Origin of the sequence: Paracraurococcus lichenis (assembly GCF_030657435.1) — a bacterium.
Taxonomy (GTDB): Bacteria; Pseudomonadota; Alphaproteobacteria; order Acetobacterales; family Acetobacteraceae; genus Paracraurococcus; species Paracraurococcus lichenis.
The window spans coordinates 1-23,115 of the sequence record NZ_JAUTWS010000056.1 but is presented as its reverse complement, the minus strand read 5'-3'; the positions used below and the strand labels follow the sequence as shown (position 1 = coordinate 23,115).

Annotated in this window: 15 protein-coding genes; 14 read left to right on the top strand and 1 reads right to left on the bottom strand. The window is 66.3% G+C overall.

Going from position 1 to position 23,115, the window contains the following annotated elements; translation table 11 throughout:
• Nucleotides 1-4: 4 nt before the first annotated feature.
• The 14 genes from Q7A36_RS30630 to Q7A36_RS30560 all read left to right on the top strand — a co-directional run bounded on the left by Q7A36_RS30630 (nucleotide 5) and on the right by Q7A36_RS30560 (nucleotide 21,519).
• Nucleotides 5-418, top strand: a complete 414-nt coding sequence (locus tag Q7A36_RS30630; protein ID WP_305107585.1) for an SET domain-containing protein — start codon at nucleotides 5-7, stop codon at nucleotides 416-418.
• Complete coding sequence (locus Q7A36_RS30625) at nucleotides 415-1,158, top strand: hypothetical protein (protein WP_305107584.1); 744 nt, start codon at nucleotides 415-417, stop codon at nucleotides 1,156-1,158. Before Q7A36_RS30630 ends, Q7A36_RS30625 begins: the two co-directional genes overlap by 4 nt.
• The gene (locus Q7A36_RS30620) at nucleotides 1,155-6,590 is read left to right on the top strand and encodes a putative Ig domain-containing protein (RefSeq protein ID WP_305107583.1); all 5,436 of its coding nucleotides are present in this window, start codon (nucleotides 1,155-1,157) and stop codon (nucleotides 6,588-6,590) included. The genes Q7A36_RS30625 and Q7A36_RS30620 overlap by 4 nt, the downstream gene beginning before the upstream one ends.
• Complete coding sequence (locus tag Q7A36_RS30615; RefSeq protein WP_305107582.1) at nucleotides 6,583-9,642, top strand: ABC transporter substrate-binding protein; 3,060 nt, start codon at nucleotides 6,583-6,585, stop codon at nucleotides 9,640-9,642. Before Q7A36_RS30620 ends, Q7A36_RS30615 begins: the two co-directional genes overlap by 8 nt.
• 12 nt (nucleotides 9,643-9,654) lie before the next feature.
• The gene (locus tag Q7A36_RS30610) at nucleotides 9,655-11,316 is read left to right on the top strand and encodes an ATP-binding cassette domain-containing protein (RefSeq protein WP_305107581.1); all 1,662 of its coding nucleotides are present in this window, start codon (nucleotides 9,655-9,657) and stop codon (nucleotides 11,314-11,316) included.
• Nucleotides 11,313-12,587, top strand: coding sequence for an HlyD family type I secretion periplasmic adaptor subunit (locus Q7A36_RS30605; RefSeq protein ID WP_305107580.1), 1,275 nt, complete (start codon nucleotides 11,313-11,315; stop codon nucleotides 12,585-12,587). The genes Q7A36_RS30610 and Q7A36_RS30605 overlap by 4 nt, the downstream gene beginning before the upstream one ends.
• A gap of 31 nt (nucleotides 12,588-12,618) precedes the next feature.
• Nucleotides 12,619-13,899 carry a TolC family protein gene (locus Q7A36_RS30600; protein ID WP_305107595.1) on the top strand — a complete coding sequence of 427 codons (1,281 nt, stop codon included), beginning with the start codon at nucleotides 12,619-12,621 and terminating at the stop codon, nucleotides 13,897-13,899.
• A 700-nt stretch (nucleotides 13,900-14,599) separates the two neighbouring features.
• Nucleotides 14,600-15,097 (top strand): YcjF family protein, encoded by a 498-nt coding sequence (locus Q7A36_RS30590; RefSeq protein ID WP_305107579.1) that lies wholly within the window; start codon nucleotides 14,600-14,602, stop codon nucleotides 15,095-15,097.
• A gap of 88 nt (nucleotides 15,098-15,185) precedes the next feature.
• Nucleotides 15,186-16,793 carry an ATP-binding cassette domain-containing protein gene (locus Q7A36_RS30585; RefSeq protein WP_305107578.1) on the top strand — a complete coding sequence of 536 codons (1,608 nt, stop codon included), beginning with the start codon at nucleotides 15,186-15,188 and terminating at the stop codon, nucleotides 16,791-16,793.
• Entirely contained in the window at nucleotides 16,793-17,950 is a 1,158-nt protein-coding gene (locus tag Q7A36_RS30580; protein WP_305107577.1) for a prohibitin family protein, read from the top strand. The genes Q7A36_RS30585 and Q7A36_RS30580 overlap by 1 nt, the downstream gene beginning before the upstream one ends.
• A gap of 24 nt (nucleotides 17,951-17,974) precedes the next feature.
• On the top strand, nucleotides 17,975-19,609 hold the full coding sequence (locus Q7A36_RS30575) for a cyclic peptide export ABC transporter (RefSeq protein WP_305107576.1): 1,635 nt from the start codon (nucleotides 17,975-17,977) through the stop codon (nucleotides 19,607-19,609).
• A 69-nt stretch (nucleotides 19,610-19,678) separates the two neighbouring features.
• Nucleotides 19,679-19,849 (top strand): hypothetical protein, encoded by a 171-nt coding sequence (locus Q7A36_RS30570; RefSeq protein ID WP_305107575.1) that lies wholly within the window; start codon nucleotides 19,679-19,681, stop codon nucleotides 19,847-19,849.
• Complete coding sequence (locus Q7A36_RS30565; protein ID WP_305107574.1) at nucleotides 19,846-20,592, top strand: substrate-binding periplasmic protein; 747 nt, start codon at nucleotides 19,846-19,848, stop codon at nucleotides 20,590-20,592. The genes Q7A36_RS30570 and Q7A36_RS30565 overlap by 4 nt, the downstream gene beginning before the upstream one ends.
• An 88-nt stretch (nucleotides 20,593-20,680) precedes the next feature.
• A protein-coding gene (locus Q7A36_RS30560) for an IS5 family transposase (RefSeq protein ID WP_305107573.1) occupies nucleotides 20,681-21,519 on the top strand; the annotation gives its coding sequence in 2 pieces (ribosomal slippage) (nucleotides 20,681-21,062 and nucleotides 21,062-21,519; 840 coding nt in all).
• A 296-nt stretch (nucleotides 21,520-21,815) separates the two neighbouring features.
• On the opposite strand, the gene Q7A36_RS30555 is transcribed toward Q7A36_RS30560, so the two are convergent.
• Nucleotides 21,816-22,523, bottom strand: coding sequence for a TorF family putative porin (locus tag Q7A36_RS30555; RefSeq protein ID WP_305107572.1), 708 nt, complete (start codon nucleotides 22,521-22,523; stop codon nucleotides 21,816-21,818).
• Nucleotides 22,524-23,115: the final 592 nt, after the last annotated feature.

The following is a 23,115-nucleotide window of genomic DNA, read 5'->3' as shown; positions in this document are numbered from 1 at the left end:
AGCGATGCCGCTGCTGGTGGACGCCGTCCTGAGGTCCAGCCCCATTCACGGGCTGGGCCTGTTCGCCCCGGCCCCGGTCGCGGCCGGCACTCCCGTCTGGCAGTTCGACGATCGGGTCGACCGGATCATCCCGGAGGATCCCGAACTGCTGGCCCTGTATCCGGTGCTCGCCCGGTTGGCCACGGAGCATGTCTGCGCCGTCGAGGACGGATTGCTGATCTTCGGCGACGATAGCCGCTTCATGAACCATTCCGACCAGCCGAATGTCGAGCCGGTGACGCCCGGCGACTATCGGCGGTTCCGCGCCAGGCGCGACATTGCGGCGGGCGAAGAGCTGACCTGCAACTATGAAGACATTTGCGGCGCGGTACGCGAACAGGGCGCCGCGACCTATCTCGCCGCCCAACCCAGGCCATGAGCCTGCCGATTGAAGATGCCGGAAGGATCACCATTCACGTCGTCCCCACGGCCTCGCTGAGCGAAGACCAGTGGGAGACGCTCTACGGCATCTGCCTGATCTGGTTCACCGGCTACGGGCTGGACTTCTTCAGGGAGGAGTGCGGCAAGAGCCGGCATTGCATCCTGATGCACGATGACGCCGACGGGCCGATTGTCGGCTTTGCCAATCTCTATCAGCAGGAGGCCGTCATCGCAGGGCGCCGCGTCGGCCTGTTCTATACCGGCCACTGCTTCGCCCTGAAGGAGCATTGGGGCAGCTCGGCGCTGATTCGTGGCCTCATCGCGCTGATGGGGCGCGAGATGCGGGGCGCCGATCCGGACATCACGTGGTACTGGCATTACAGCGCGATCGGGTTCCGCTCCTATCGCTACATGCCGCTCCTGTTCCGACATTTCATCCCGCAGGTCGATCACGCAGCCGATCCGTTCGATCGGGCCCTGCGCGACCGACTGGGCGAGGAGATCTTCGGCGATGTCTATGAGCCGGGCTCCGGCCTGATCGACTGGAACTGCGAAGGCTATGCCTTGTCCAGCTTGGCGTCCGAGATCTCGGATGCCAAGCTGGCCAACAGCACAATCTCGGTGATCGATCAGCTGAACCCGCGCTGGGCGGAAGGCGTCGAGATTCTGTGCCAGGCCAGGATGTCGACCGACAACCTCACGCGCCTCAGCAGCCGCTGGATCAAGGCGGAGCTTTGAGCGGGACCATCTCGCTGCCGCCAGAGGCGCTGGAACGGCTTGTCACCGGGCTGGCCGAGGGCACGCCGGCCGAAGCGCTCGCGGCCATCCGGGCGGAGATCGTCGGGCAGCTGGGCGGCGACACCGACCAGGCCTCGGTGGTGGCCGACCGCTTCCTGCACGACGTTGCCGAGGCGCTGGCACGCGGAGTTCGCGCGGAAGAGGCTTTCGCCTCGACATTGAGACAGTTGCAGCAGCACATGGCGGCCGAGGAGGCAAGCGCGGCGGACAACGGTTATCCGCTGATAGCCGCCCTGAGCAACGGCAAGGGAGCTGCCAAGGCGATCGAAGCGGCAGCCGGCGTCGGTCCGGCGGTCAAGGCGGCCTTCGCCGACGCGCTCGCGGCCGAACTGGCGAAGGGTGATCGCGGCATCTGCGAATCCGCCGACGGCGCGTCCCTGGCCTGCGCCCTCGCCCTCGGCGAGAAGGCCGGCGACGCCGCCAAGGCCGCTGCCGCGGAGACCTCGGTCCCGCTCACGTCCGGCGCCGCGCTGGCGGCAACCCTCGCGGCGGGCGGCGACGCAGCGGATGCGGCGCTGCAGGCGCTGGTCGGTCATCTTCCTCAGGATCAGGCGGCGGCCATGCTGGCCGCCTTCCAGGCCGCCGTCAGCAATGGCAGCGACGCCGGCGAGGCCTTGGCACTGGCCGAGCAGGCCGCAGTCCGCCAAGCCGAACAAACGGCGGCGGCGGGCCATGGGGTCCAGGCGGACGCGGTGGCTGCCATCCTGGCGGCGGGCGGCAATGTGACCGCCGCCCTCGCCGCCGCCGGGGTGACCGGCACCGCCGCTGGCGCCGCTCTGGCCGCGGCTCTGGCGGGCGGGCAAGAGATGGCTGCGGCGGCCGCGAGTGCCCAGACGGCCGAAGCGGCCCAGTCCAGCCAGGATGCAGCGGCCGCCAGCCCCAGTGCCGAAGCCGCCCTGATGCAGGCGCTCGCCTCGGGCGAGAACGCGCAACAGGCGATCGCCGGCCAGGGTGAGGCTTTCGCCGCCTCGTTGAACCAAGCCTTGGCCAAGGGCAGTGGATTGGCCGCAGCCCTGGTGCAGGCGAGCCAGGCCGATCTGGCGGCGAACAGCCAAACTCATTCGGCTGGGGTATCTTCCGGGCCGTCCAGCGAGTTGCTGTTGGCTCTGGCCACGGGCGCGAGCCTGAGCGCGAACGGGGACTTCGCCGAGGCGCTGAACGCCGCCCTGGCGAGCGGGAAGGATGTGCAAACGGCATCGGCAGCGGCGTCGCTGGCTGTCGCCGAACTGGCCATCCAGAGTGCGGCGATGATGGCCGAGCCTGCGGACGCATCACCTGTTCAACCGTCGCCTCCTTCCCTGGTGGCAGGTGCGATGGTGGCCGATCTTGCGGACGCATCACCTGCTCAACCGTCGTCTCCTTCCCTGGTGGCAGGCGCGATGACGGAAGCGTCGGCAGCGCCCATCGCTGCGGCCCCAACTGCATCACCGCCGGCCGCCAGCACCCCCGTGGTGAGTGCTCCCGCGGTGCAGGCGCCCACCCTGACGGCGTTCGACAGCGTCCTGCTTCAGTCGGCGCTCAACACCCTTTCGCCGGCCGCGGGCCCTGCCCCGCTGGCGCCGCCCATCCTGCTTGCGTCCTTGTCGCAGACGCTGCCGGCCAATACGACGGCTCCCGTCGCGGTCCTGGCGCCGGTGGTTCCCCACCTGAACGTTGCGCCGGTGGCCGGCAAGGTGGCCGGGCAAGCCGCCGTTCAAGACAAGCCGTTCAGCTTCTCTCTGCCGGCCGGCGCGGTCACGGACGCCGATATTGCCTATGGCGACCGGCTGACCCTGTCTGCCACGCTGCGCGACGGCTCGCCCCTGCCCGCCTGGCTCAGCTTCGACCCGGCGACACGCGCCTTCACCGGAACGCCTGGGAATGCCGGTGTCGGTCCGCTCCACATCCTGGTACGCGGAACCGACAAGGCCGGCCTCAGCGCGGTCACCGGCTTCAGCCTCGACGTCGCCAATGTCAACGACGCGCCTGTCGTAACAGGGCCGCTTGCGGCCCAATTCGGCGTGCAGGACCAGGCCTTTCACTTCGTCCTGCCGGCCGGGACGTTCAGCGATCCCGATCTGGCCTACGGCGACCATCTGTCCCTGTCCGCGACCCTGTCCAACGGGGCGCCGCTGCCGAACTGGCTAAGCTTCGACGCCGCGACCGGCACGTTCTCCGGCACGCCGGGCAACGCGGAGGTCGGCAGCCTGACCATACGGGTCACGGCAACGGATTCGCATGGCTTGAGCGCAAGCTCCAATGTCGGCCTGACCGTGCTCAACGTGAACGATGCACCGGTCTTGGTCACCGCCCCGTCGAACCAGTCCGCGACGCAGGACCAGTTTTTCACCTATACCCTGCCGGCCGGGACGTTCAGCGATCCCGACCTGGCCCACGGCGACCATCTGTCCCTGTCCGCGACCCTGTCCAACGGGGCGCCGCTGCCGAACTGGCTAAGCTTCGACGCCGCGACCGGCACGTTCTCCGGCACGCCGGGCAACGCGGAGGTCGGCAGCCTGACCATACGGGTCACGGCAACGGATTCGCATGGCTTGAGCGCAAGCTCCAATGTCGGCCTGACCGTGCTTAACGTGAACGATGCACCGGTCTTGGTCACCGCCCCGTCGAACCAGTCCGCGACGCAGGACCAGTTTTTCACCTATACCCTGCCGGCCGGGACGTTCAGCGATCCCGACCTGGCCCACGGCGACCATCTCACGCTGTCCGCCACGCTGTCGAACGGGTCCGCCCTGCCGTCGTGGCTGAGCTTCAACGCCGCCACGCGGACCTTCAGCGGCACGCCGGCGAATGGGGATGTCGGCTCCGTCCAGGTTCGGCTGACCGCGACCGACGATGCCGGGCTGACCGCCAGTTCGAACTTCACGCTCAACATTGCCAATGTGAACGATGCGCCGATTGTCGTATCGCCCCCGCCTACGCAATCCGCCACGCAAGATCAGGCATTCACCTTCACTCTGCCGGCCGGGACGTTCAGCGATCCCGATCTGGCCTACGGCGACCACCTGTCCCTGTCCGCCACCCTGTCCAACGGGGCATCGCTGCCGAGCTGGCTAAGCTTCGACGCCGCGACCGGCACGTTCTCCGGCACGCCGGGCAACGCGGAGGTCGGCAGCCTGACCATACGGGTCACGGCAACGGATTCATATGGCTTGAGCGTAAGCTCCAATGTCGGCCTGACCGTGCTCAACGTGAACGATGCACCGGTCTTGATCACCGGCCCATCGAACCAGTCTGCGACGCAGGACCAGTCTTTCACCTATACCCTGCCGGCCGGGATGTTCAGCGATCCCGACCTGGCCTACGGCGACCATCTCACGCTGTCCGCCACGCTGTCGAACGGGTCTGCCCTGCCGTCGTGGCTGAGCTTCAACGCCGCCACGCGGACCTTCAGCGGCACGCCGGCAAACGAGGATGTCGGCTCCGTCCAGGTTCGGCTGACCGCGACCGACGATGCCGGCCTGACCGCCAGTTCGAACTTCACGCTCAACATTGCCAATGTGAACGATGCGCCGATTGTCGTGTCGCCCTCGCCCACGCAATCCGGCGCGCAAGATCAGGCGTTCGCCTTCACTCTGCCGGCCGGGACGTTCAGCGATCCCGACCTGGCCTACGGCGATCACCTGTCCCTGTCCGTGACCCTTTCCAACGGGGCGCCGCTGCCGAGCTGGCTAAGCTTCGACGCCGCGACCGGCACGTTCTCCGGCACGCCGGGCAACGCGGAGGTCGGCAGCTTGCCCATACAAGTCACGGCAACGGATTCGTATGGCTTGAGCGCAAGCTTCAAGTTCGGCCTGACCGTGCTCAATGTGAACGATGCACCGGTCTTGGTCACCGCCCCATCGAACCAGTCCGCTGCTCAGGGTCAGTCGTTCACCTATACGCTGCCGGCCGGGACGTTCAGCGATCCCGACCTGGCCTACGGCGACCATCTCGCGCTGTCTGCCGCGCTGTCGAACGGGTCTGCCCTGCCGTCGTGGCTGAGCTTCAACGCCGCCACGCGGACCTTCAGCGGCACGCCGGCGAACGGGGATGTCGGCTCCGTTCAGGTTCGGCTGACCGCGACCGACGATGCCGGCCTGACCGCACACTCGGCTTTCACGATCGACGTGCGCAGCACGATCACGAATGTCAGTCTGTCGCCCGATGCCGGCCAGACGATCGGCTACAGCCTGGCGCCGGGCCATGGCCTAGTCGGCGGGCTTGGTGGCGCCGCCGGCTATGGCGAGACGATATTGGCCAAGGCGGACGATTCCTTCACCAGGGTCGATGTCGCAGCAGCCTTCGCCGACGGCTTTCACCTGGGCAGCTCTACCTACACCGGCGCCAGCGACTTCTATGTCGGCACCAACGGCTACGTCACCTTCGGTACCGGCTCGTCCGGCTTCAACTCGCAGGGAATCCAGGCGGTGACCCTGCCCATGGTGGCGGCGCAGTACACCGACGTCGACACGCGCCAGGGTGGAGACATTTATGTCGACGTCACCAGCGACGTCGTCACCGTCACCTACCTGAACGTCCGCGCTTACAACACCAGCATCACGACGACCAACTCCTACCAGATCCGGCTGCATGATCTGGGCGCTGGCGATTTTGCCATCGAGCTTCGTTACGACACGCTGAATTGGGGCGGGTCGAGCGGCTTTGCCACCGCGGGGTGGACGGCCGGGGTCGCCGGAGGGTCCGATTATGGCGAGGTGCAGGGGTCCGGCACCGCGCAGTTCGCCCAGAACACGACCTTCAGCAACGTCAACCAGCCCGGCGTCTATGCCTGGGAGGTCCACGCCGGTAACATCGGCAGCGCGGTGTCGGTCTATGAGCACAGCGCCAACGGCACCGTGGTGGGCATGCTGTCCACAACCGATAAGGAGAGTAGCAGCAGCTTCACATACAGCCTGCTCGACGATGCCGACGGGCGCTTCGCGCTGCAGACGGTCAGTGGCAAGACCCAGATCGTTGTCGCGGACGGCGCGCATCTTGATCACGACCAATCACCCAGCCACACGGTTCAGGTCGAGACGGTCGACTCCGGTGGCAATAGCTTCGTCAAGAACTTGACCATTCTGGTGGTGCAGCAAGCACCCAGCAATGGGTTCGTGCCAACCTTCTTCAGCAGCGCCGCGATGGCTGCCGAGCCCACTCTGGCGCAGGATCCGGCAGCGGCTTCTCTGCAGGACGGTGGCGCCTACCGCATGCTCGTCGAGGCCGCCACCGGCAGCGTCACAGCGGCGCATACCTCGACAGAGGTGCAGTCGCCGGGCGAGTTCAATATTTCGTCAACCAGTCTGCCGAATCATGCTGCCGTGCTGCCGGATGCGGAATCGCATTCGCATCCGGTGGTGCAAGATCATTCGGTAGATCAGCTTCATGCGTGATCGCGTCGCCATCGGTACTGTCTCCACCAAGCCTCATCACTGGCTGAGGACCGCGTCCAAGCGCGATGTATTCCTGGCCATGCTGGCGGGGGCATCCCTGTTTGGGATCGTCGCCTTCCTCGGCCTACAGCGTTTCCTGCTCACCGACCCCAGCGGCGATGCCCTACCGATTGTCGTGGTGGCGCCGCTCAGCGGGCCAGATGCCGGTCAGGGCGAGGCCATGCTGCGGGGCGCGCAGCTCGCGATCGAGCAGCGCAACGCGGCGGCGAGCGGCACGGCGCGGCGCCTGGTCCTGACCCCGATCGATGAGACTCTCGGGGGCGCTGCGGTCGCCAAGGCGGTGGCGGCGAGCGGAGCCGTGGCCGCGATCGGCCATTGGTCCGACCGCTCGGCGGAAGCGGTGTCGCACAGCTACGCCGACCTGCGATTGCCAGCCCTGATGACGGCTGGGTCGAGCCCGGCCAGCGAGAATCCGTGGGTATTCCACACCCTGGCCGACCAGGTTCAGGAAACCCGGTTCCTGGCGAACTATGTTCGCAACATCGTCGGTGAGAAGGCCGTCAACATCGTCCTCGAGGACGACGCCCGCGGTCGCGCCCTGGCGGATGCGTTCGACGAGACGTTGCAGCGCTTCGGCACCAAGGTGCTCTTCCGCTGGACCTACGCGCCGCAGGGCGCGGACCGCCGCACCCGCCTGGAAGAGATCGCGCGCGACATCACCGGCCGCAATGTTGCCGGCACGCTGCTGCTGCTCGGTCGCGATGCCGAAGCCTCGGCCGACCTCGTGGCGACGCTTCGTATCCAGGGTGTCCGCAACCGCTTCGTTGCCCTGCGCGATTTCGGCACCGCCGCCTTTATCGACCAGTTCCAGCGCCGCTGGAACGGCGCCGGCACCGCGCAGGCCGCCCTCAACGGCACGCTGATCACCACCCCGCTGCTCTACGACACGGCGGGGCCCGTGGCCCAGAATTTCCAGGCCGCCTACACCGAGAAGTACCAGGCCGCCCCGGATTGGCTTGCTGGCGAGGCTTTCGATGCCGCCCGTCGCGCTGCTGAAGCGGTCAGCCCTGCCAAGTCGCTGGAGGAGATGCGCCGCGCCGTGCGCAATCGGCTCCAGGCGCAGGATCGGGCCGACGCCGTCTTCGCGACGCTGGCCGGTCCCGCTTTTTTCGACAAGTCCGGGCGCACCAGTGCCCTGCCCTTGCTCGGCAGCTATGACGGCACGGACCTGGTTGCCGCGATGACCCAGCTGTCGCCGATCCGCGAGGAAGGCGTCTCGAACTATCTGGGCGAGATCACCGCCGGTCGCGCGCTCTATGTCAACGACAGGTTCATGTACAAGACCAACGTCGTCTATACCGGCGTGAAGGTGCATGAGGTCGCGAATCTTGACCTGAACGGCAACACGGCCGCCATCAAGTTCACCGTATGGTTCCGCTGGCGCGGCAATGCCGAGCCGCAGAACGTCGTTTTCACCAACGCCGTCGAGCCGATCACACTCGACAAGCCGGAACGGCAGGCGGTGGACGGCGACATGAACTATCGCGCCTACAAGGTGAAGGGCCGCTTCTTCATCAACACGGCCGACGTGGCGCGCAGCTACGGCACCCAGTTGGTGGGGCTGTCTTTCCACCACGCCACGCTCAGCCGCAACAACCTGATGTATGTCAGCGACATCCTGGGCATGGGCATCAGCCAGCGTCGCCAGTTCGGCGACCAGCTGCGTGCCGACCGGATCGGCGCCGATGCCGGCGTGCCGGCGAAGGACGGCGCCGTCGGGACGGTTTCGGACATGCTCAAGGGCCTGAACCTCGGCGGCGAGGACAGCCCATTGCTGGCCGCGCTCAAGCAAGCGCAGGTGCTGGCGCCGCTGACCGGCTGGCTGGTCGACCGCGCCTGGATCTCGCAGGAAGTCCGCATGCGCGGCTCGGAAGGCGACCCGCTGTTCGTCGGCTTCGGCCGGCCGGCGCCCGAGTTCTCGGTGCTGGCCATGGCGATCATTCTTAAGCCGGACGCTTTTGCCGCCCGCGACGTGCTGTCGCACGATGCCTTCCTACTGATCGCCGTCTTTGCCCTGGTTGGATCGGTGCTCGCCGCCCTGCTGGACCGCAAGGATCGCGGCCAGTTCTGGCGCCAGCAGACGCTTGGCTTGCGCATCGTGTGCTGGCCGCTGCTGCTGATGGCGACCGCCAACCTGGCGCTGGACTACAGCCTGCGCAACTTCACCGGCGCCGTGACCGGCAACATCGTGCTGTGTTTCAGCATGCTGTGGTGGATCGTCCCGGCCCGGCTGCTCGCCGTCTCGCTGGAGCGCTTCCTGTGGGTGCCGCTGGAGCGGCGCACCGGGCGGCGCATCCCCAACGTGGTGCGAATGGCCAGTGCCGGCGTGATCTATGCCTTCGCCGCTTTCGGCATCATCGCCTTCGTGTTCGACAAGCCCGTTACCAGCCTGCTGGCGACTGGTGGTCTCACGGCCATGATCATCGGCCTCGCCGTCAAGGGCAACATCGCGAATATCTTCTCTGGTATCGTCCTGAACATCGAGCGGCCGTTCGACATGGGCGACAGCGTCTCGATCAATAAGATCTCGGGCGAAGTCATCGACATGACCTGGCGCACCACCCGCATCCAGGATCCAGCCGGCCAGATCATCTCCCTGCCCAACGACCGCGTGTCGGAGGCCGAGATCCAGAACATGAGCCGGGCGCGTGCCTTCCGGGTCAAGGGCAGCATCTACCTCGACCCGAGCTACGATCCGGCGACGGTCCGCGCCATCGTCATGGAAGCGCTGGCGGCCAATTCCCACGCCATCTGCGAGATAGCGGACGACGATCCGGTCGTGAACTTCGTCGGGATCGAGTGCGTCAACGGCCACTGGGTTTCGCATTTCACCGCCGCACTCTCGGTCAAGAAAGGCCCGCACCGCACCCCCGCACTGCAGGAACTGTGGCTGGCCCTGTGGCCCAGGTTTCGTGCGGCCGGCATCGATTGGAAGCAGTTCGAAGCCGCCCAGCCGGCGCCTGCCCGCCCCGCGATCCAAGCCGCAGCCTGACGGACCGGACCGATGAAAGCGTTGCTGGCGCGGCTGAAGCGGACGCGCACGGGCACGGCCTGGCTGTTCGCGGCCGCCTTCCTGGTCAACCTGCTGGGGCTCGCCTCCTCCACCTACTCGATCCACGTCCTCAACCGCTATGTGGCGCAGGGGATCAGCGGCACGTTGGTGGCGCTCACCAGCGGCGTGCTGCTCGCGCTACTGGGTGAGCTGGCGCTGCGCCATGCCCGTTTCCGGCTGGCGGAGGACATTGTCGGCGATGCCGACCGCTCGTTGCAGACCGGTCTCTTCGGCCTGCTGCTGACGGTCCGCTACGACGCCCTGTCGGGGCTGCCGCCGGCGCGGCGGCTGGAGATGATGGCGGGCGTGATCCAGGCCGAAGCGGCCTTGGGGCCGGGCGCCATCGCCACTCTGTCCGATGTCCCGTTCAGCCTGCTCTACCTCGGAGTGCTGTTCCTGCTGTCGCCAGCGATCGCCGCCGCGGCCGCGCTCTGCGCCATCGCCATGTGCCTCTATGTCCTGCAGGCCGGCAAAGCGCTGACCAGGCCGGTGCAGGAATCCGGATCGCTGTCCGAGCGGCTGACCGGCCTGACCGCCGCCGCCAATGCCGGGGCGGAAACCCTACGCATGTTCGGCGGCGGCGCCGCGCTGATGGCGCGCTGGAGCGAGACCCTGGCCCGCCGTGCCGGTGTCGCGGCCGGCCTCGCGCGGCGGCAGAACGCCGATGGCGCGCTGATCTACGCCATCCAGGCCTTGACCGGCATCGCGGTGATCGGCATCGGCGCCATTCTGGTCGTGACTGGCGGGTTGACCACCGGGCTGGTGATCGGCGCCAATCTCGTGGCCGGCCGTGCCCTGGCGCCACTTGCCCGCGCCATGCAGCTGGTGGCGGGGCTGCGCCGCGCCGAAGCCGCGCTGGCCAATGCCGCCCGCCTCTCCGCCCTGCCGGTCGAGGGCGGCACGGGGACACTGCCCTCCGTCGCCGGTCGGATCACCGTGCAGGACGTCGAGTGGCACGACCGCGACTACCCGGTCGCCCTGCTGTCCGACCTGAGTTTCGAGCTGCCGGCGGGCGGTGTGCTCGCCATAACCGGGGCCAACGGGGCCGGAAAGAGCACGCTGCTGCAGATCCTGCTGGGACTCCGCCAGCCGCACAAAGGCCAGGTGCTGGTCGATGGCGCCGCCCTGTCCCAGCTTTCGCCGGCCTGGTGGCGGTCGCAGGTCTCCTACATGCCGCAGGAGCCTTGGTTCTTCGAGGGTACGCTGCGCGACAACATGCTGGCGGCCCGACCGGGTGCCGGCGCGTCAGCCCTGCGTGGGGCGCTGGAAGGCGCCGGCATTGCGCGCTTCGTGGATACGCATCCCAAGGGACTGGAGCTGCCGCTCCTGTCCGGCGGAACGAACCTGTCGCCGGGCGTGCGCCGCCAGATGGCCCTGGCGCGCGCGCTGCTGGTCGACGGCCAGATCGTCGTGCTGGACGAGCCGACGGAAGGCCTGGACCGGACGGCCGCCGAGGCGCTGTACCGTTGCCTCATCGACCTTGGGCGGTGTGGTCGCACCATGATCATCGTTAGCCACGACCCGAACGTCGTGCGCGCGGCACCATGGTGCCTGGATCTGAGCGCCGCGACACCGGCGATGGTCCGCAAGCTCGAGCTGGGCGTGGCCGCATGAGCGCGCTTGCCCGAACCCTATCCCCGCAGCGGCTGACGGTCGTCACGGCCGGCGCCGTGCTCGGTGGACTGACGCTGTGGGGCGCCATCGCCCGGCTGGACGTCGTCAGCAACGCCGTGGGCGAGGTCATGCCGGTGTCCGGTTTGCAATCGGTCCAGCATCTGGCCGGCGGCATCGTACGCGAGATCCTGGTGCAGCCGAGTGCCAGCGTGACACGCGGCCAGCCGCTCGTCCTCCTCGACACCGTCCGCTCGCAGGCGGAGCTGCAGGAGCTCAGCCTGCGGATGGACAGCCTGACGATGGACATCGCCCGTTGGGAGGCGGAGGCGGAGGGCCGCGAAGCCTTCGTCCCGCCGGTGCTGGCCAATGCCAACCCGGCGCTCGCCGCCACGGCGCAGGATATCTTCAAGTCCCGGCGCGAACGGCTGGCCCATGACGTGGCGATCCAGAAGAACCTGGTCGCCCAGCGACAACAGGAGCTTCAGGAGGTCCGCACACGCGTTTCCGGCAACACGAAGGCGATCGGCGTCTTGCAGGATCAGGTGAAGATCAGCAGCGAGCTGCTGCAGCGCGGGCTGAGCAGCAGGCTTGCCCACTTGGACCTGGTTCGCCAGCAGCAGATCCTGCGCAGCCAACTCGATACCGACACCGCCTCCATCCCCCGCCTCGAGGCCGCCATCGCCGAGGCCCGCGAGCGGCGGTCCGGTGTGGAGGCCAGCGACCGGGAGGTTGCCCGGCGGGAGCTGGCGAAGGCGCGCCAGAGCCAGGACGAGCTGGGTCAGCGGCTGCTGGCGCTGAAAAGCACCGACGAGCAGACGGTCCTGCGCGCCCCGGTGGACGGCATCGTCAAGACCGTCGCCGTCTCGACCCTCGGCGGCGTCATCCAGCCCGGCCAGATGGTGGTGGAGCTGGTGCCCGCCGCGGACAAGCTGGTGATCGAAGCGCGTCTACCGCTGCAGGACATTGGTTTCATCAATGAGGGCCAGGACGCCCGCGTCACGCTCAACAGCCCGGACGCCGCCTTGTTTGGCCATATCGGTGGGACGGTAGACACGGTCAGCCCGGATGCCACGGTGGTGAAGGACGGCAGTGCCTTCTACCGCGTGCGGATCGTCTCGGACAGCAGCAGCTTCCACGCCGGGGATCACGCCTTCAGGCTCTACCCCGGTATGTCGGTGATCTGCCGCATCCGAACCGGCAGCCGCTCCATCCTCAACTATGTCCTCGGTCCCTGGGCCGGTTCCCTGCGCTACGCCTTCCAAGAACGCTAGCATCATGAAACATGTCAGATACTTGACCCTCGTGGCGATGCTGGTGGGAACATCGGCCGGTTCCGCACTGGCGCTGGAGCAGGCGGATGTGGAGCAGTTGCGCCGACTGGTGACGAACCATGCAAGGGTGGGCGCCGCGCAAGCCGATCTGTCCGCGGCTGAAGCGTCAGCGGCCAGCGCGAGAGGGCGCTGGTATCCGGAGCTGCGGGCCGGCGGCTCCGCCGGCTATTCTAAACGCGACAACACCAACGGCGTGAGGGACACCGGCAGCTATCCTCGGCAGGGCGCCCTGACGCTGACCCAGCCGGTGCTCGATTTCGGCCGCATCAACAGCGCGGTGAACCGGGCCGAGCTGTCCCAGGCCCGGGCCGCCAATGCCGTGACTGCGACGCAAGAGGACCTGCTGCTCGAAGGCCTGACCGCCCGCATCAACCTGTACAGGGCGGCCCGCACCGTGGAGTTCGCCCAGCGTTCGGTCGACAATATCCGCAAGCAGACCGGCATGGAGCAAAGCCGCGTCGACCTGGGCGGCGGCCTGGCTACCGACGTCCTGCAGACCAAGAGCCAGCTCGCCGGTGCAGAGGCCCGGCTGGTGCGTTCGCGCAGCCTGTATGTCAATGCCCGAAACCGCTTCCGCGCCGTGTTCGGCGAAGAGGCTGCGGCCCCGGCCAGGCTGTCCGCCATCGCGGTTCCTAAACCCATGCTGCCCGCCACCCTGACGGAAGCGATTGCCCGCGCCCGCAGCGATAATGCGACGCTGCGCAACGCCGCCCTGACGGTCGACGTCGCCAAGGCGGACATCCGCATCGCGCAGGCGGAGCTGGGGCCGCGGTTGAACCTGGTCGGCGAGACCCGGCAGAATGTCGACATCATCGACCGGCCCAACACCAGGGGTGAGCACACGGTCCGCCTGGAATTCTCCTATAGCCTCAATTCCGGCCTTTCGAGCTATCGCAACGTGGATGCGGCGAGAGGCAGTGCCCGCGCCGCCGAGCAGCGCCTCGACGATGCCCGGATGGTAATCGAGGAGCAGGTGAGCAATTCCTGGGAGGGTTATGCGGCTGCGCGCGAAACCGCGGATTATCTGAAAAATCAGGCCCGCATCGCTGAGGAGTTCCTGCGGCTGGCCCGGGAGGAACGGCAGCTCGGCCGCCGCTCGCTGATCGACGTGCTCTCGGGCGAGACCGCGCTGATCAACGCGCAGAGCGACGCCGCGGCGGCGGAGGCTGACATCGCGATCGCCGGCTTCTCGCTTCTGCGCAGCCTGGGCCGGCTGCCGGCCGCAATCTTCCCCAAGGGTCTCTCCAAATAAGGGACATGGCAGGCGGTCACCATCTGCTCGGGCTGGCGGAACGGACCGAGCACACGGCGAAGCAGGGGCGCGTGCGGGATGACGGTTGCCGGCTGCCGGCTGCACTGTGGATCAGAATAGAGTGGCTGTTGCCGCCACGGCCGGAGCATCCGCCGGGCTGCCGCAGCCCTCGGGTGCCGGACCGGGCAACGGTGAGCACGTCGCCGGGTAAGCCCGGCGGCGTGCTCACTGGCCGCAGCGCGAGCATCGAAAGCCGCCAACCGCCGCCGACCACGTTGATCCAGGGGCTCCGAAAGCTCCAGGACGCGCGCCCGGATCGCGTCGACATCGATCATCCCCGAACGCGACGGCGCCACGATCGCGAGGAGCATTCCGGCTCGCCGCTCCGGCCACGAGCCGATGCAGGTACCAGCGGACAGGCCCTGACGGCCCGCTGGATGCGCAACAGGCCAAGGCGGCCATTGTCACGCGGCGTCGACCAAATCGGTGACCCGACCAAGCCGCTCGTCAGCGGCCGAAGCGATCGGCACCTGTCCCGGCGGCAGTGTTCTCCACTGGAGGTTGTTGTTTTTTGGGGCGCAATGCCTACACCTGGGTTAACCATTCATTCAGCGACTAGCCGTTATAGATCCGATATCGGGATGCACCCGCCGATCGACGCGTTCAGCCTTGTTCAATGGCGTTCCAATAGCGGCTGCCCTTGAAAGGCACAGGAGAGAGTTTCATGGATAATCGTAAGCAGGAAGCCGCGAAGCTGGTCCGCAACCACGCCTACGCGGGTGCCGGCACCGGGCTCATCCCCGTTCCGGGCCTCGACGTGGCCGCCCTGACCGGCACCCAGATCAACCTCCTGCGCAAGCTTTGCAAGCTCTATGGCGTCCCCTTCAGCTCCGAGCAGGCGCGCGGCCTGATCGCGGCCCTGATCGGCGGCGTGGCGCCGGCGGCGATCGGCACCGGCATGGTTGGCTCGCTGGTGAAGGCGATTCCGTTCTTCGGCACCGTGATGGGCTTCGCCATCATGCCGGCCCTGTCCTGGGCCTCGACCACGGCCGTCGGGCACGTGTTCATCCAGCATTTCGAGACCGGCGGCACGCTGCTGGACTTCGACGCCGACAAGATGCGGGACTTCTACAACCAGCAGCTCGCCAAAGCGCGTGCTGAGACGCCGGCCGACCTGAGCGCCGAGAAGGCCGCCTGATTCAAACCTGGCAAAGGCAATGACTCAGGCCACTTCAGGCGAACCGACCCCCCGGCCGGGGAGCCACCTGCTGCGGCTGCTGGGCCTCATGGACCGGCAGCTGCAGATCCGGATCCTGGTGGAGGGCGGTATCGCCGCCCTTGCCAGCGTGATCAGCCTGGTCAGCCTGAGCAAGGGTCTGAGGTCCTGGTTCGAGAACGGCTCGGCCGACCTGCCCTTCCTTCTCTGCTGCGCGGCGCTGGTGGTGAACTATGTGTTCAGCCAGCGCTTCGTCGCCCGCTTGCTGGACACCGCCGTGACATCGATCACGGCGGCCCGCCGCGACCTGCTGGCGCGCGCCACACTCGGCCCATGGTCCAGCATCCAGGAGCGTCAGCGCGAGCGCTCGTTCGAGCATTGCCAGCGCCTGCTGGAGCAGATCGGCGTGCTGCTTCCCGGCCTGTCGATCGCCGCCAACATGCTGATCCTGACGGTTGTCGCCTACGCCTACTTCTGGACTGTGTCGGTCTCCGGCGCGCTGCTGATCCTGCTGGGCATCATGGTCCTGGCCAGCCGTCACGTCCATCACATGGCCGTCGCCCGGCGCTATCTGCGCCAGGCCGAGATCGCGGCAGAGCGCAATGCCGGCGGGGTCGCCGAGATCCTGCGCGGCAGCATCGAGATCCGCCTCGGCAAGGCCCGCCGCGACACGATGCTGACCAGCGTGGACGGTGCGATCGCCGACTGGGACACACTGCGCCGTGCGCATGGTGGCAACGTCGCCGAGCTGTTTTCCTGGATCAACGTCTTCCTGGTGATCCTGTCGGCGCTCGTCGTCTTCATCTTCCCGCGCCTGGGCATCGTCTCAGCGGCCGAGCTGCCGACGCTGACCATGGTGCTGCTGTTCCTGATCCGGCCGCTGGCCAAGTTCCTGAACACCGTCCCGGACATCGTGGCGGCGGAGGATGCGGCGCGTCGCATCGCCGAGATCCGCGCCGCCCTGCCCTCGCCCGAATTCAGGCCGATGCCCTCGACGGACGCCGACATGCCGTTCGAGACAATCACCCTGGCCGGTGTCGAATACAGCTACACCAACGCGCGCGATAGCCGCGGCTTCTCGGTCGGCCCGGTCGACCTGACGATCCGCGCCGGCGAGGTGGTGGGCATCTTTGGCCGCAACGGCTCCGGCAAGTCCACCGTGCTCAAGATGATCCCGCTGCTGGTGCGGCCGGAGAGGGGCGAGGTGCTGCTGGACGGCCTACCGGTCGGCTCCGAGAGCCTGGAGGCCTATCGCAACCTGTTCTGCGGCGTGTTCCAGGACGATCATGTCTTCTCGGCCCTGCCGCAGGGCGGCGGCTTCGACCGCGACCTGTTCTACGACATGCTGGACTTCCTCGATATCGCGCATCTGGTGCAGGTCGAGGCGGACGGCCGGCTGGATTACACCTTGTCGCGCGGCCAGCGCCGCCGCCTGGCGCTGGCCATCGCCGTTGCCGAGGGCCGTCGCATCATGATCCTGGACGAGTGGACCGCCGACCAGGACCAGTCGTACCGCCAACGCTTCCGTGGCGAGATCCTTTGGCGGCTGCGCAGTCACGGCCTGACCGTGATCCTCGTCTCGCATGACGAGCACGCGGCCGATCTCTGTGACCACACCCTTTTTCTCAGCAAGGGCCGCATGCAGGCGGCCCCCGTCACGCTTTCAGAGGTCGCGTAATGAGCGCCACGTCCCTCAATTCGACGATAATCGACGCGGCCGCACCGAGGCGGCCCTGGTACAGCGTCATGGACCTCCGCCGCAGCGTACTCATCGTCCTGATGATCGCGATGATGGTGTTCTTTTATTTCCTGCCGTCAATTGTGATTTTCATCCCGGCCGGCCATGGCGGCGTGCTGTGGAAGCGGTTCGATGGCGGCACCCAGATGACGCCGGCCCTGCCGGAAGGCGTCCACCTGGCCTTTCCGTGGGACCGGATCGAGATCTACGACCTGCGCCTCAGCGAGGACACACGGGTCTATACCGCCATCGCGAATGACGGCCTGCCGGTCGATGTCGAGATCACGGTGCGGTATCGCCCCTATGCCGAGACGCTGGCGCAGTTGCACAAGAATGTCGGCCCCGACTACCTGAACGTGCTGCTGATTCCCGAGGTGGGATCGGTCTCGCGCGAGATCATCTCGCGCGTCAAGGCGGACGAGCTCTACGCCCACCGCCGCCTGCGGGTCCAGGTTGAGGCTTTCGAGCAGCTGGCCGACAAGATCATGCAGTCGCGCATCGTCGGCACCAATCCGACGCCGGGTCCGGGCCAGCAGTCGGGCTATCTGCTGATCCACGATGTGCTGATCCGCGAGGTGCGCCTGCCCGACGTCGTTGTCGGCTCGATCGAGAAGAAGATCCAGCAGGACCAGGCCGCGCAGGAATACCAGTTCCGCCTTCAGCGCGAGATCTTCGAGAGCCAGCGCAAGCAGATCGAGGCCCAAGGCATCCGCGCTTTCCAGGAGACGGTGCAGTCCAACCTGACCGACGCCTATCTGCGGTGGCGCGGGCTGGAGGCGACGTTGAACCTCGCCAATTCCAACAACAGCAAGGTCGTTGTCATCGGCAATAGCCAGACCGGCGGCATGCCGCTGATCCTGGACACCAAGGGCGAACCGGAACAGCCGGCGAAGCCCGCCGACGCCGCGCCTTCCCCTGCGCCCGCCAATTCGCAGCAGAATCCGCCCGCCGCCAAGGGTCAGCCGACCGCCAGCTTGCGCCAGCCCGCCGCCGAAACGCAGGCCGCCCAGGTGCCCGATCGCGGGGTAGAGCCGCCGCTGCCAGCGGCGACCATCCTGAAGCAGACCTTGGCACCGTTGCGGAATGCCCTGCGCTGACCGGCGGCGGAACGGGAGACCGACGTGACCCATCTCGGGCAATTGCTCCGGCAGGACGTGCTGCGGGCCATGCGACCGCTGCTCGCCATGGCCGTTGCCACAGCGATCGCGCACGTGGCCATCCTGACCACGATGAACGAGGCAGTGGCACGTCTGACCGATGCGGATGCCGTAAGCCGGCTGCTGCTGATGTTCGTCGCGGCGAACATGCTCTACAGCCTGTTCCAGGTGCAATACATGCGCATGGCCAGCAAGCGCATCGAGCGGGCAATTGCCGAGTTGCGCAACCGGTTGGTCACCCGCGTCTGCGCGGCCGAGATGCTGGACGTGAACACGATCGGCCATGCCCGCGTGACCGAGGCGTTGGGCTCGGAGTTCCAGACGATCTCCCAGGCAGTCCCGACCATCGTTGTCGGCAGCCACTGCCTGGCGGTCGTGTTGCTCGCCTCACTCTACGTCGTCACCTTTTCGGTCGAGACCTTCTGCCTCCTAGTCCTGATCGCAGGGCTGCAGATCGTCATTACCTGGCGCGCCGGGCGGAAGATGGATGACGGCGTTGGCGACGCCCATGACTCGACGATCGAGCTGGCTGACCGCGTACGCGGCCTGATGGCTGGCTTCCGGGAGGCCAAGATCAATCCGGTTCGTGCCCGCCGCATCCAGGAAGACATCGCCGCGACGGCGCACAAGGTGATGAAACAGCGCGCGGCGGCGAACGTCCGCTATGCCCGCGACTACACGACGGCCGAGAGCATGTACTACATCTCCGTCGGCGCGGTGATCTTCCTGCTGCCGGCGATTGCGACCGTGCGCCTGGACACGATCACGATGGCGGCGAACGCGATCTCGTTCATTGTCTATCCGCTGCACATCCTGATGGCGTCGCTGCCGACCTACCTGAACGCGGAGAACGCCGCCCGTACCGTGCTGAACGTCGACGGCAAGCTCAACATCGCCGCGCTGAAGCCGCCGGCGGAAGCCTGGGCGAACTTCCGGTCCTTGTCGCTCGAGAAGCTCGGCTTCCGCCATTCGATGGAGGCGGGCAGCTTCAGCGTCGGGCCGCTGGACCTGACCGTGCGGCAGGGCGAGATCGTCTTCGTCACCGGCGGCAACGGCTCCGGCAAGAGCACCATGATGCACATGCTGCTCGGCCTCTACCCGGCCTCGCGCGGGCATATCCGGGTTGACGGCAGGACGGTAGATGCCGACACAGTGGCATCCTATCGCCAGCTGTTCTCCGTCATCTTCTCCGACAATCACCTGGAGCGCGAGATCATCGGCGTTCCTGCGGTGGATGAGCCTTTCGCGGACGAGCTGCTGGAATTGCTGGAGATGAGCGACAAGGTGCGGATCGAGAACGGCGCCTTCTCGACCGTCGCCCTGTCCGGCGGCCAGCGCAAGCGGCTGGCCCTTGTGGCCGCGCTGCTCGAGCGCAAACCCATCCTGGTCCTGGATGAATGGGCGGCGGACCAGTCGCCACAGTTCCGGGAGACCTTCTATCGACGCATCCTGCCCTGGATCCAGGCACAAGGGACGACGGTGATCGCGGTCAGCCACGACGACAAGTATTTTGACGTGGCCGACCAGCTGATCCAGGTCACCAATGGCCGCATCGTCACTCTCGAAGCATCGGCCGTCTCCCTGGCGCAGATGTCGTGACCAGCCTCGAACAAGATTGTCGGCCACGCTTGGCAAACAAGAAAGCCCGTTGAGTCTGAGGAATTCCCGATGTTCGAACTTGTCTATTTGACCATGGCTCTGCTCGTCGGGACGCTCGCGATCAACATGCGAGGCGGCTTCCTGTTGTACTTCGTGATGGCGCTCGTGCTGACGCCGCCCGGCGCCTTGCTCGTCATGATCCTGATGACCGGTCGGCGCCGCCGGGTTCTGCCGACATGACCCGGCGTTCTGCCCTTCTCTGCGGCGCGCTCCTGGTGTGCCTGTCGCTGTCGGCGGACCCCGCCTGCGCTCAGGGCGAAACCTGGACGGTTACCTCGGAGGACAGCTTCCCGCCCTACAATTTCTGGATGAAGGGCCAGCGTACCGGCATTGACGTCGCCATCGTCAATGCGATCCTGAAGGAGATCGGCGCGACGCCCGTCCACCAGGGGCTCAGCTGGAACGAGGTCGTTGAGGCCATCGACAAGAACAGGGTCGACCTCGCCTTCCAATTCGTCGCAACCCCGCAGCGGTTGAAAAGCTATCACATGGTCGGGCCGCACCGCACGGGATCGACCGTGCTGGTTGCCCGAGCCGATTTCACCGGCAAATTCGAGAAGCTGTCCGACCTGCGCGGCCTGCGCGTCGGTGTGGTCGAGGGCTTTTCCTATACGCCTGCGTTCGACGCCTCCGACGTGTTCGAGCGTGTCGTCGCCAGCAGCAACACGACGAATTTCCGGCGGCTGATGCTGGGGCGGGTGGATCTGATCGCAGGCGACCTGCAGGCGATCCAGTACCTTGCCGAAAACGACGGCATGAAGTCCCGCATCAAGGTCCTGCCCAAGGCCCTTGGCCAGGTGCCCCGCTATCTAGCCCTTCCATTGGCTCGCGACGAAAAGGCCGCCCGTTTTCAGGCTGCTTATGAAAAGCTTAAAGCTGATGGCACCATCGACCGCATCATCCGCGATTGGCAGCCTCCTTGATGCACTGAGTGTCCGTCCGGGAACATATTGGGTGATTTGAGTTGGTTGTGACTGGCGTGTGGTGGTGGATAGTGGGCGAAGTGGCGGGATGTGGACGCCGGAGAACCGCGCTCGGTATGACCGCAGCAAGCTGCGCTACCCGAGTGATCTGACCGACGCAGAGTGGGCGCTGGTCGAGCCGCTGATCCCGTCAGCGAAGCCGGGCGGCAACAAGCGCACGGTGGCGGTGCGGGCGGTGGTGGATGGGGTGATGTACATCCTGTCGACCGGCTGCCAGTGGTCGGCGCTGCCGAAGGATCTGCCGCCGAAGAGCACGGTGCATGACTACCTGCGGCGCTGGGACGCGGACGGCACCTTGGAACGCATCCACCACGCGCTCTACGTGCTGTGCCGCGAGCAGGCCGGGCGCGAGGCCAGCCCGACGGCGGCGATCATCGACAGCCAGAGCGTCAAGGGCGCGGAAAAAGGGTGGCCCGCATCGACCCGCCGGGCTACGATGCGGGCAAGAAGATCAAGGGCAAGAAGCGCCATGTGCTGGTCGACACCCAGGGGCTGCTGATGCAGGCGCTGGTGCACGCCGCCGACATCCAGGACCGCGATGGCGGCGTGCTGCTGATGGGTGCCCTGTTCGGCCTCCACCCTTTCCTGCTCAAGCTCTACGCCGACAGTGGATACCAGGGCGCCAAGTTCCAGGATGGCCTAAAGAGCGTCTGTGGCCAGATCAACCTCGAGATCGTTCGACGCTGCGACCGCCACCGCTTCGTCGTGCTGCCGAAGCGGTGGATCGTCGAACGCACCATCGCCTGGCTGAACCGCTGTCGTCGGTTGGCCAAGGATTGGGAGTGCCTGAACCGGTCAGGCCTGTGCTTCCTGCGCTGGGCCTCCATGCGCCTGATGCTCCGAAGGCTCTGCCAAACAAACAAATGATTCCGGATGGACACTGAGAGGTCTCTGCCGGCTAATGCGGACTGAGCCCTTCCAGGCTCTCCGGAGACAATGCCGCCTGATCAGCTTAGCGGCGGCGCGCAAACCTGTTTCTTGCGATGGAGGTAAGCGCCGCGCGCCGCAGAGCGGCGCATGGAGAATGGTCACCGCGACACGAGTGGAAGTTCTGGCTTTGTGCTCGCGCAAGCCCTGAGTGGACGCGTCGGGTGCTGATCGCTAGCCGCGGAGTGGGATACCGCGGTCCTGCTATCCATTGCGACGCATGAAGGCGCCGGCGCTCAGAAGCCGAAGGTGAGCGAAGCGGTGATGCGGTCGCCGCCGAATCCAGGCAGGCTTGGCCGTGTGGTCGTGTATTTCACCTGCAATGTCGCTGGTTCCCAAGTATACGCAACGGTGGCGTTGAAATCGGAATAGTCGTTGGACATTTGGTATATCGAGCGGCCGACACCCGCCGACACCTCGAGCCCGTCCACGACAGTATAGGCAAGGCCACCATTCAGATAGTAGCTGCGCCCGCCCAGTGGGCCAGATGTATTAGGACTAAGATAGGTTTGCGCTGTGAACTTCAGCTTGTCCCACGTGTAGGCGCCGATTGCGCCGAATTCAAAGAAGCTGATTTCGGAGCCGCGGTCCTGCTGCGGATAGCCGTAGTGGTTGAGCATCACCGCGTAGCGTAGATTTCCAATCTCCTGGGTGAAGCCCGCGCTTGAGGCGATCTCGATATAGCCGCCGCCATCGAGGTTCACATTGGAGAGGGAAACGCTGGCGAACAGGCCCGTTTCATGCTGGACGGTCAGACTGCTCTGAATAGCCGGGCGCCCCTTACTGAGGGTCAGGCCGCGATAGACATAATCGGTTGTGGCGGCCACGGTGCCTGAAAAGCTGAAGGCTTCAGTCTTGGCCTCGGCGGACTTTTCTTGAGCCCAAGCAGAGCCCGAAAGGAGCGCCAGCGCAGCAACACAGGATCTGGCGAGGAAAAAGTCCATGACGGTGCCCAGCTCTCGAGTGAATACAACCGGATGGCAGCCCGGGAGATCGACTGCGATGACCGTCGTCAATCACCTACAGCGTTAATAAGACAAACCAATTAACAACCTATTGAGAAAGCCGTTGGTCAGCCGAGCGGGTTTGGCGCGATGCTGACGGCGACGGCCGCGAGTTGATCGCAAGCGACGGCGATCAGGATGGCAATCAGCGGCGTGGTTCAGAATCGGTTCTCCCGCATTTTCGATACTGCTGGCGAAGTCAGTGCACTGCTTGGGCTCGAACCAGGCGGGAGAAGTGCGACTGCCTAGTGGGGGCCAGCGCGTTGCCGGTGACCCAACGAACAAAGCGCATCAGGTTCATGGCGGCCGCAGTGGCGACATGCTGAAGATGCGTCTTGGCCCAACTTGAACAGTCTCGAGCGAACAATCCATGAACGACCTGGCATAAGCCATTGATCGGGTTGGACTGGCTTACAGAGGCGCTTGGAAGTGTGGTGCTAAATTCTGCAGCCTAAACGCCTGTTTCACTTGACCGAATCCGGCCAGTCAGGCTGCTAATGCAGCGTGTTCGTCCGCGAAAAGCACATCAACA

Bases quoted from the DNA above. Each gene is read 5' to 3' on its own strand.
- Q7A36_RS30630 (WP_305107585.1), top strand. From the start codon at position 5: ATGCCGCTGCTGGTGGACGCCGTCCTGAGGTCCAGCCCCATTCACGGG.
- Q7A36_RS30625 (WP_305107584.1), top strand. From the start codon at position 415: ATGAGCCTGCCGATTGAAGATGCCGGAAGGATCACCATTCACGTCGTC.
- Q7A36_RS30615 (WP_305107582.1), top strand. From the start codon at position 6,583: ATGCGTGATCGCGTCGCCATCGGTACTGTCTCCACCAAGCCTCATCAC.
- Q7A36_RS30610 (WP_305107581.1), top strand. From the start codon at position 9,655: ATGAAAGCGTTGCTGGCGCGGCTGAAGCGGACGCGCACGGGCACGGCC.
- Q7A36_RS30605 (WP_305107580.1), top strand. From the start codon at position 11,313: ATGAGCGCGCTTGCCCGAACCCTATCCCCGCAGCGGCTGACGGTCGTC.
- Q7A36_RS30585 (WP_305107578.1), top strand. From the start codon at position 15,186: ATGGACCGGCAGCTGCAGATCCGGATCCTGGTGGAGGGCGGTATCGCC.
- Q7A36_RS30580 (WP_305107577.1), top strand. From the start codon at position 16,793: ATGAGCGCCACGTCCCTCAATTCGACGATAATCGACGCGGCCGCACCG.
- Q7A36_RS30570 (WP_305107575.1), top strand. From the start codon at position 19,679: ATGTTCGAACTTGTCTATTTGACCATGGCTCTGCTCGTCGGGACGCTC.
- Q7A36_RS30565 (WP_305107574.1), top strand. From the start codon at position 19,846: ATGACCCGGCGTTCTGCCCTTCTCTGCGGCGCGCTCCTGGTGTGCCTG.
- Q7A36_RS30555 (WP_305107572.1), bottom strand. From the start codon at position 22,523: ATGGACTTTTTCCTCGCCAGATCCTGTGTTGCTGCGCTGGCGCTCCTT.